This is a genomic window from Klebsiella sp. BIGb0138, assembly GCF_004342285.1.
Taxonomy (GTDB): Bacteria; Pseudomonadota; Gammaproteobacteria; order Enterobacterales; family Enterobacteriaceae; genus Klebsiella.
Window position 1 is genome coordinate 106,452 of sequence record NZ_SMCV01000014.1, and the last position, 6,824, is coordinate 113,275.

Sequence of the window (6,824 nt, forward strand, 5' to 3'; positions counted from 1 at the left end):
GTTTGTAACCTTAACCAACACAGGGAACTTTACTTATGAAAATCACCACCGCTGTCGCACTGCCAACCCGCCCTACGCAAGGAGGTCGCCATGTTTCTGGTTACCCTTGCTGAAAGCTTTATCAATATTTTCCAGCTCGCCGGGAAGGTCTTTCTCGACATGATGAGCGGGATCATTCCGATGCTGATTTGCCTGCTGCTCGCCATCAACTTTCTGATGAAGCTGGTCGGCCAGCGGCGCATGGAACGGGTAGCGACGCTGTTTGGTCGCTCGCGGATCCTGACCTATGGCCTGCTGCCGATCCTCGGCTGGTTCTTTATGAGCAGCCCCGGCGCGCTAACGCTCGGCAAGCTGCTGCCGGAAAAGAGCAAACCCGGGTATGAAGACGCGCTGGGCACCACCGCCCACCCGCTGACCAGCCTGTTCCCCCACGTGGTGCCCTCGGAGCTGTTCATCTGGCTGGGCGTCGCCGCCGGGATCAAAACCCTCGGCCTGCCGGTGACCGAACTGGCGCTGCGCTATATCGCCGCCGCCATCATCATTGGCCTGCTGCGCGGCATGATCACCGAATATCTGTTCCTGCGCCTGCGCCATAAGGCGACGGGAGGTGCGACATGATCTATCAGGCCCATATCGAACGCGTCGGCCCCCATGTGGCGGACGGCCTGGCGGATAACCTGCTGATTACCTTTCACGCCGACGGCCCGGCGGACTGCCTGGATTACGCCCTGGCCCTGCGGCCCGTTTTTCAGCACGAGCATGCCCGGCTACGGGCGGGCGATCGGTTCACGCTCGGGGGCGAAGACTACCCCATCACCGCCGTTGGCAGCCACGCCCTGCAGGCGCTGCTGGAGCTCGGGCACCTGACGCTGGTGTTCGATAGCGCCAGCGCGCCGCGCCATCAGGGCACGGTACATCTTGCCGGCAAGGTCCCTGCGTTTGCGGTGCTGCAGGGCGATCTGATCGTTAAGGAGAGTGCGCAATGAACCTGATCAACGTAGCTCCCGGCGCCGAAGGGTTCGGGACCGGGCTGAGGCTGCCGATCGGCAGCGGCCTGAAGGTGGTGTCGCTGACCGGACGGGAGATCCATCCCGTCGCCCGTCGGCTGGGCGAACTCACGCAATCGGAGGTGATCAACGGCTTTCAGGCCGTTCCGCCGGATGAAGAGACGCTGTGCGTGGTGATCAACTGCGGCGGCTCGCTGCGCTGCGGGCTGTATCCGAAAAAAGGCATCAAGACGATTAACGTGATGCCCACCGGCCAGGCCGGGCCGCTGGCGCAGTTTATTAACGCCAGCAACTACGTGTCGGACGTGCATGAAGGGCAGATCACCCGCGTGGCGGCGGACGCGATGCCGGATGAGCCGCAGACGATTGCGGTGGAGCCTGCCCCGCCGGTCGCGCAGACGCCGCCGCCCGCCACCTTCGGCAATCAGCTGATTCTGGCGGTGGAAACGCTGGGCAATAAGACCGGCCACGTGATCGCCCTGCTGTTTGCCGCCAGCCGCGAGGCGGTGGACGTGTCGGTGCGAACGGTGATCCCGTTTATGGCCTTTGTCTCCGTGCTGATCGCCATCGTCCAGGCCACGTCGTTGGGCAACGTGATCGCCCACGCTCTGACGCCGATGGCGAACTCGCTGTGGGGACTGCTGCTGCTGTCGGTGATCTGCGGTATCCCCTTTCTGTCGCCCATTCTCGGGCCCGGCGCGGCGATTACCCAGGTGGTGGGGGTGATGATTGGCACCCAGATTGGGCTGGGGAATATCTCGCCGGCTTTCGCCCTGCCCGCTCTGTTCGCCATTAACGTACAGGTGGGCTGCGACTTCGTGCCCGTCGGCCTCTCGATGCAGGAGGCCAAACCGGAGACCATCGCCAGCGGCGTACCGGCCTTCCTGCTTTCCCGACAGTTGACCGGCCCGCTGGCCGTGATGATTGGCTGGGCATTCTCTCTGGGACTGTTTTAACAGACATATAAGGAACGTCATGATGAACAAGTTAAAAGTGGCCGTTGTCGGCGCGGGGATCTATGGCAAGCACCATATCAACGCCTATCTGCATAACCCGGACGTGGAGCTGGTCGCGGTCTGCGACAACAACACGGAGCGTTGCCATGCCGTAGCGGATGAGCTGGGCATCGCCGGGTACGCCAGCCTGCCCGCCCTGCTGGATGAACAGCAGGTGGATATCATTTCCGTGGCGACGTCCGATCCTTTCCATAAGGAACCGGCTCTGCAGGCCATTGCCCACGGTAAGCATGTGCTGATTGAAAAACCGCTGGCGACCTCGGTGGCCGACTGCGAGGCGATTATTGCCGCCGCCAGGGAGCATGGGGTAACCGTCGGCGTCGATTTTCACAAGCGCTGGGACCCGGCGGCGATCCGCGTGCGCATGGAGGTGCAGAAGGCGGAAAGCGGCAGGATCCTGCGCGGCTATATCAATATGGATGATGTGATCGCCGTTCCCACCGACTGGCTGGCCTGGTCAGCGCGCAGTTCGCCGGTGTGGTTCCTCGGATCGCACTGCTTCGACATGGTGCGCTATATCAGCGGGCAGGAGGTGAAATCGGTTTACGCCGTCGGGCAGAAACGCCTGCTGGCGAGTAAAGGGCTGGACACCTGGGACAGCGTACAAAGCACCCTGCTGATGGAGGACGGCAGTTCGTGGGTCATTGAAAACAGCTGGGTCCTGCCCGCCGCTTTCCCGAAAGACAACGACGGGCGCATGGCGGTGCTGTGCGATAACGCCTGGATCCGCTCCGATTCACAAAACCGCGGGCTGGAGATCTTCGGCCAGCAAACGGTTAAGACCCCGAACAGCTACTTCATTACCTACCGCGACGGCGTCGCCAGCGGGTTTGGTATTGACCCGATTAATGACTTTATTAAAGCGGTGCAGACCGATACCCCCTATGCCGCCAGCGCAGACGACGGGCTACAGGCCAGCCGGATTTGCGAGACGGCGCATAAAAGCCTGCTGAGCGGCCAGGCGGAGCTGCTGGTTTAAGGGCTCCGGGAACAGGGATGTTCCTTTCTCCTTGTCACTTTATACATCTGGCCACCGGCTACCGGCATTAGCCGGTGGCCAGATGTCCTGCCCTGCGAATAGCTATCCACATCAGGCCTGCGGGTGCGAATCATTCACACTTCGAACGAATCAGTTTCTTCCTGTCGATCGGATTACCTTCCCGGTCAAAATAGCGGCTCGGCCAGATTTCCGCAGGGTCGATCCCCAGCGCCTGGGCAATTAAAAACTCCCCCTTGGGCCAGGGGCGAGACAGCGTGTTGGCCAGCGTTGACGAGCTCAGCCCCGCCTGGCGCGACACCGCCGCCAGCGACAGGTTGCGCTTTTTCAATTGCGCAATAATATCAGCCGGATGCATATCAGTTCTGTTCATCTCATTTATCCCTTTGCGTTCGCGAAGTCGTGCAAATTCCCACCACCACACTAAGTAATACTTAGTACATTTTCAACTAACAGCTTCCAAAATCGTGATTCTGTCTCCAGCCTTTCAGGATCATCATGCTGCCGCACCGTTTAAAAGAAGCGCGCCTCAGAACGGGGCTTTCCCAGCAGAAGCTGGGCATCCTCGCGGGCATCGATGAGGCGACGGCGAGCGCGCGGATGAACCAGTATGAACGCGGGATCCACACCCCTGATTTCGCGCTGGCCTGCCGGCTGGCGGAAGTGCTGAAAATCCCGGCCTGTTATTTTTATACGGTTGAGGACGATCTGGCGGAAGTGGTGGCGGGCTGGTATCAGCGCTGAGGCGAGCGGGCTTATTCGCGGGATGGGGGATGGGCTGACGTTGTTCCCCGATGGTTGCTAATAATATTTAGCGTTAACTCATTTAATTACCAGCAAGAAATAAATCCATTCATGCACTCTATTTCTCCACTGTAAAGATCACTCTTCAATATAATCCCCGGTTCTTAAAATAAGTCAGAAGGTGCCGATTAAGTTTTATTATCCGCTGGACTTTGTTTTTATTACTGGCTAAATTTACAGGTGTTATTTAGCGCGATGCGGATGTGCGCCAACACACCCGCATCGCTCATCACAATCACTATTTATACGGAATAGCAATTATGACTGAAACCGATTGTATTGCAGATTCATGCGATCCAGAAGTGTCGCCGAAAAATAAGCGCCAGTTAACCATGAGCTATGTGAGCCGTTTTCCGGATTACAGCCCTATTCCGGCGTTAACGATGAAAGGCCAGTGGCTGGAAGCCGCAGGGTTCGCGACGGGCACAAAGGTGGAAGCCCGGGTGATGGCGGGATGTATCGTGCTGACGGCGGTAGAGCCGGAACCGGAGTTGGAAGAAGCGATGCGTCGGGTGGAGAAGCTGTCGGCAAGGAAGCAGAAGCAGATCCGGGAGTTTATTGGGGTGATTGCGGGGAAACGGAGCATAAAGAATTAATGCTTCTGAACCGGTGAGTATTGGTGGAGACAGGAACACGGGTTTCTGTCTCCCAAAATAGTATCTTCAATGCTTGAACAGCCGGTAAAAGCAGAATAGCACACAGGTTACTCCCGTTAATAATGCGGGGTTTATGAGAGTAAACATTAATCTGAAGTTATTTATCGCCTCTTATCCATCTCCCTGGATGTATATATGGTTCATCACCCGTTCGCTCACCCAACGGTCAGGGATGAATAAAAACATGACGACCAGCAGAACTAAAAAGACGATGGTCTTCATTTTCCACTATTGTTACCGACGTCACTATCGGGCATAGACTTGTCAGTGGGTGCAGGTTGATACTCAACTATTTGCTGAAATGCATTCAGACGACAACCAATGACCACATACTTTCCCTTCACTATACTGATGTAATCATAGTTAGAACAGTGCAAATACAGCAAGATATTTGACATAGAGGAGTGGGTGTTTTCATGCCTGTTTCTTGTTGCATATCTTACGGATGATGAACATCAGTAGAGCAGTAACGACTGCCATCATCCCACCGAGAACCCATAAAAATGAAGGATCTACTTCGCCATCTGCAAATCCCAAACCAGTACGATTCAGAAAATCATTGCTAATTTGAGATAAGTAATCGAGTAAGCTGCCCAGAGGAAACAAGACGATAAAGAAGGAAGCAACAAGGCGCACCAGGCCAATCAGTATATTATTTCTTAACTTTGCATGAAGCATAATCATCCCGTCCTGTCACATCAATACGCCCATACGCCATCAACCTTTTACCACCAGGAACACGAATCTTCTTAAGCAAGGATTGTCTAACCAGCTGAAAACCTGGGATGTTGTAGAAAGTTATGCATCCCCAGGACTCTCCTTCGCCATTCGGCCTCAATGGATGCAGTCGGAATGAGCCTCTATCGACCCCATTCACGAAAACGTTGTCAGCCATGGTAGAAGCATTAAATAATGCCGAACCATTCAGAATGTTCGGTTCCGTTCTTGAAATCTTTTACAAACCTATCCACTCGATTAGCAATGCTTCCTTCCGGTGCATCAACGATCCAGTAAGTACCAACGGGTAACGCTGCATTCCTGATAAAGGCGCACTCTGCAACATTGGTTACGGGTTCTATCCCTGAAAAAACAGGAAACGCCCCGACACCATAGACATGTAGTTTCAATCTCCTGCCATCTGCTGATACATCGTTGTAATCCATCCTACAAATCTGCATAACAATCTTCCCTGTCGATTTGCAGTCTGTGTTACAACCGATTTTGAATCGCCACGGATAATCTAGACACTTCTGAGCCGTTGATAATATAGGTTTTCATATTCAGCCGGTGGCATCTGCTCGCTCGAACCATGCCGACGCTTACTGTTATAAAACATTTCGATATAATCAAAAATATCGCTTCTGGCTTCGTCTCTCGTTCCGTAGAGCCTTTTCTTAATCCGTTCGCGTTTCAGAAGCTGGAAAAAGCTTTCCGCAACCGCGTTGTCATGGCAGTTACCGCGACGACTCATGCTGCCTTCCAGACCGTGTGATTTCAGGAACGACTGCCACTCATGGCTCGTGTACTGACTGCCCTGATCAGAGTGAACCAGTACCTGCTTTTGAGGATTACGCCTCCACACCGCCATAAGTAATGCGTTCAGGACAATCTCTTTTGTCATGCGGGGTTGCATTGACCAGCCGATAACTTTTCGGGAGAACAGGTCAACCACCACGGCCAGATACAGCCAGCCTTCGTGGGTTCGGATGTAGGTTATGTCCGTCACCCAACGCTCATCCGGTGAGTCCGGATTGAACTGCCGCTGGAGCCTGTTGGGTGTCACGATGCTGGCTTCTCCTTTACGTGCACGTGGGCTGCGGTACCCAACCTGAGCTTTTATTCCGGCACGCTTCATCAGTCGCCAGACCCGGTTCACTCCGCACTGCTGTCCGGTATCACGTAGATCGAGATGGATCTTGCGATAACCATAGACGCAGCCAGACTCAAGCCAGAACTGTTTGATCTGCCCGGTCAGCATCTGGTCTGTCTGGTGACGCTGTGAATGTGGCTGCTTAAGCCAGAAATAAAATCCACTCGGATGGACATCCAGAACCCTACAGAGCAAACGAACAGGCCAGCAACGGCTGTTGTCGCGGATAAAGGCGTACCTCAGTCGGACAGCTTTGCGAAGTACGCCGCGGCTTTTTTTAATATGTCCCGTTCGTCCGTAACCCGCTTCAACTCTTTCTGAAGACGGCGGATCTCGGCCTGAGCATCTGACTGTTCATTATGAGTGGAAGAATCCGGACTGGATTTGACCCTATATATCCAGACGTTTTTGCTCTCTTACGGTTGCGATAACTTCCTGCGTATATATTCCCGTGGTGAGCGATATCCCAGTGCA

The 6,824-nt window shown here is 54.8% G+C and carries 10 protein-coding genes and 1 pseudogene; 6 read left to right on the plus strand and 5 right to left on the minus strand.

The window, feature by feature from the left end; translation table 11 throughout:
- The first annotated feature begins 90 nt into the window (after nt 1-90).
- The 4 genes from EDF73_RS24400 to EDF73_RS24415 are packed head-to-tail and all read left to right on the plus strand — an operon-like array spanning nt 91 to nt 3,002.
- Complete coding sequence (locus EDF73_RS24400) at nt 91-618, plus strand: PTS glucitol/sorbitol transporter subunit IIC (RefSeq protein WP_132731579.1); 528 nt, start codon at nt 91-93, stop codon at nt 616-618.
- Nucleotides 615-986: a PTS glucitol/sorbitol transporter subunit IIA gene (locus EDF73_RS24405; protein WP_132731580.1), complete on the plus strand. Its 372-nt coding sequence runs from the start codon at nt 615-617 to the stop codon at nt 984-986. The genes EDF73_RS24400 and EDF73_RS24405 overlap by 4 nt, the downstream gene beginning before the upstream one ends.
- Nucleotides 983-1,963 (plus strand): PTS glucitol/sorbitol transporter subunit IIB, encoded by a 981-nt coding sequence (locus tag EDF73_RS24410; protein ID WP_132731581.1) that lies wholly within the window; start codon nt 983-985, stop codon nt 1,961-1,963. Before EDF73_RS24405 ends, EDF73_RS24410 begins: the two co-directional genes overlap by 4 nt.
- A 22-nt stretch (nt 1,964-1,985) precedes the next feature.
- Entirely contained in the window at nt 1,986-3,002 is a 1,017-nt protein-coding gene (locus tag EDF73_RS24415; protein WP_132731591.1) for a Gfo/Idh/MocA family oxidoreductase, read from the plus strand.
- A 130-nt stretch (nt 3,003-3,132) separates the two neighbouring features.
- On the opposite strand, the gene EDF73_RS24420 is transcribed toward EDF73_RS24415, so the two are convergent.
- Complete coding sequence (locus EDF73_RS24420; protein WP_132731582.1) at nt 3,133-3,393, minus strand: helix-turn-helix transcriptional regulator; 261 nt, start codon at nt 3,391-3,393, stop codon at nt 3,133-3,135.
- A gap of 125 nt (nt 3,394-3,518) precedes the next feature.
- On the opposite strand from EDF73_RS24420, the gene EDF73_RS24425 reads away from it, so the two are divergent.
- On the plus strand, nt 3,519-3,764 hold the full coding sequence (locus EDF73_RS24425) for a helix-turn-helix transcriptional regulator (RefSeq protein WP_032689680.1): 246 nt from the start codon (nt 3,519-3,521) through the stop codon (nt 3,762-3,764).
- 320 nt (nt 3,765-4,084) lie between these two features.
- Nucleotides 4,085-4,420, plus strand: coding sequence for an endoribonuclease SymE (symE, locus tag EDF73_RS24430; protein ID WP_132731583.1), 336 nt, complete (start codon nt 4,085-4,087; stop codon nt 4,418-4,420).
- Between the two features lie 474 nt (nt 4,421-4,894).
- Here symE and EDF73_RS24435 read toward each other — a convergent pair whose 3' ends face one another.
- The 4 genes and pseudogenes from EDF73_RS24435 to EDF73_RS24445 form a co-directional block, all read right to left on the minus strand.
- Complete coding sequence (locus EDF73_RS24435; RefSeq protein WP_132731584.1) at nt 4,895-5,158, minus strand: hypothetical protein; 264 nt, start codon at nt 5,156-5,158, stop codon at nt 4,895-4,897.
- Nucleotides 5,133-5,375, minus strand: a complete 243-nt coding sequence (locus EDF73_RS28030) for a tlde1 domain-containing protein (protein ID WP_347812720.1) — start codon at nt 5,373-5,375, stop codon at nt 5,133-5,135. Before EDF73_RS28030 ends, EDF73_RS24435 begins: the two co-directional genes overlap by 26 nt.
- A 10-nt stretch (nt 5,376-5,385) precedes the next feature.
- Nucleotides 5,386-5,643, minus strand: coding sequence for a tlde1 domain-containing protein (locus EDF73_RS28035; protein WP_347812721.1), 258 nt, complete (start codon nt 5,641-5,643; stop codon nt 5,386-5,388).
- A gap of 77 nt (nt 5,644-5,720) precedes the next feature.
- Nucleotides 5,721-6,700 (minus strand): annotated as a pseudogene (locus EDF73_RS24445) (IS3 family transposase); the annotation flags it as partial.
- Nucleotides 6,701-6,824 lie beyond the last annotated feature (124 nt).

Excerpts from the sequence above, each read along its gene's own strand:
- EDF73_RS24400 (WP_132731579.1), top strand. The coding sequence starts at position 91 with ATGTTTCTGGTTACCCTTGCTGAAAGCTTTATCAATATTTTCCAGCTC.
- EDF73_RS28030 (WP_347812720.1), bottom strand. The coding sequence starts at position 5,375 with ATGGCTGACAACGTTTTCGTGAATGGGGTCGATAGAGGCTCATTCCGA.
- EDF73_RS24435 (WP_132731584.1), bottom strand. The coding sequence starts at position 5,158 with ATGCTTCATGCAAAGTTAAGAAATAATATACTGATTGGCCTGGTGCGC.
- EDF73_RS28035 (WP_347812721.1), bottom strand. The coding sequence starts at position 5,643 with ATGGATTACAACGATGTATCAGCAGATGGCAGGAGATTGAAACTACAT.
- EDF73_RS24405 (WP_132731580.1), top strand. The coding sequence starts at position 615 with ATGATCTATCAGGCCCATATCGAACGCGTCGGCCCCCATGTGGCGGAC.
- EDF73_RS24420 (WP_132731582.1), bottom strand. The coding sequence starts at position 3,393 with ATGAACAGAACTGATATGCATCCGGCTGATATTATTGCGCAATTGAAA.
- symE (WP_132731583.1), top strand. The coding sequence starts at position 4,085 with ATGACTGAAACCGATTGTATTGCAGATTCATGCGATCCAGAAGTGTCG.
- EDF73_RS24425 (WP_032689680.1), top strand. The coding sequence starts at position 3,519 with ATGCTGCCGCACCGTTTAAAAGAAGCGCGCCTCAGAACGGGGCTTTCC.
- EDF73_RS24410 (WP_132731581.1), top strand. The coding sequence starts at position 983 with ATGAACCTGATCAACGTAGCTCCCGGCGCCGAAGGGTTCGGGACCGGG.
- EDF73_RS24415 (WP_132731591.1), top strand. The coding sequence starts at position 1,986 with ATGAACAAGTTAAAAGTGGCCGTTGTCGGCGCGGGGATCTATGGCAAG.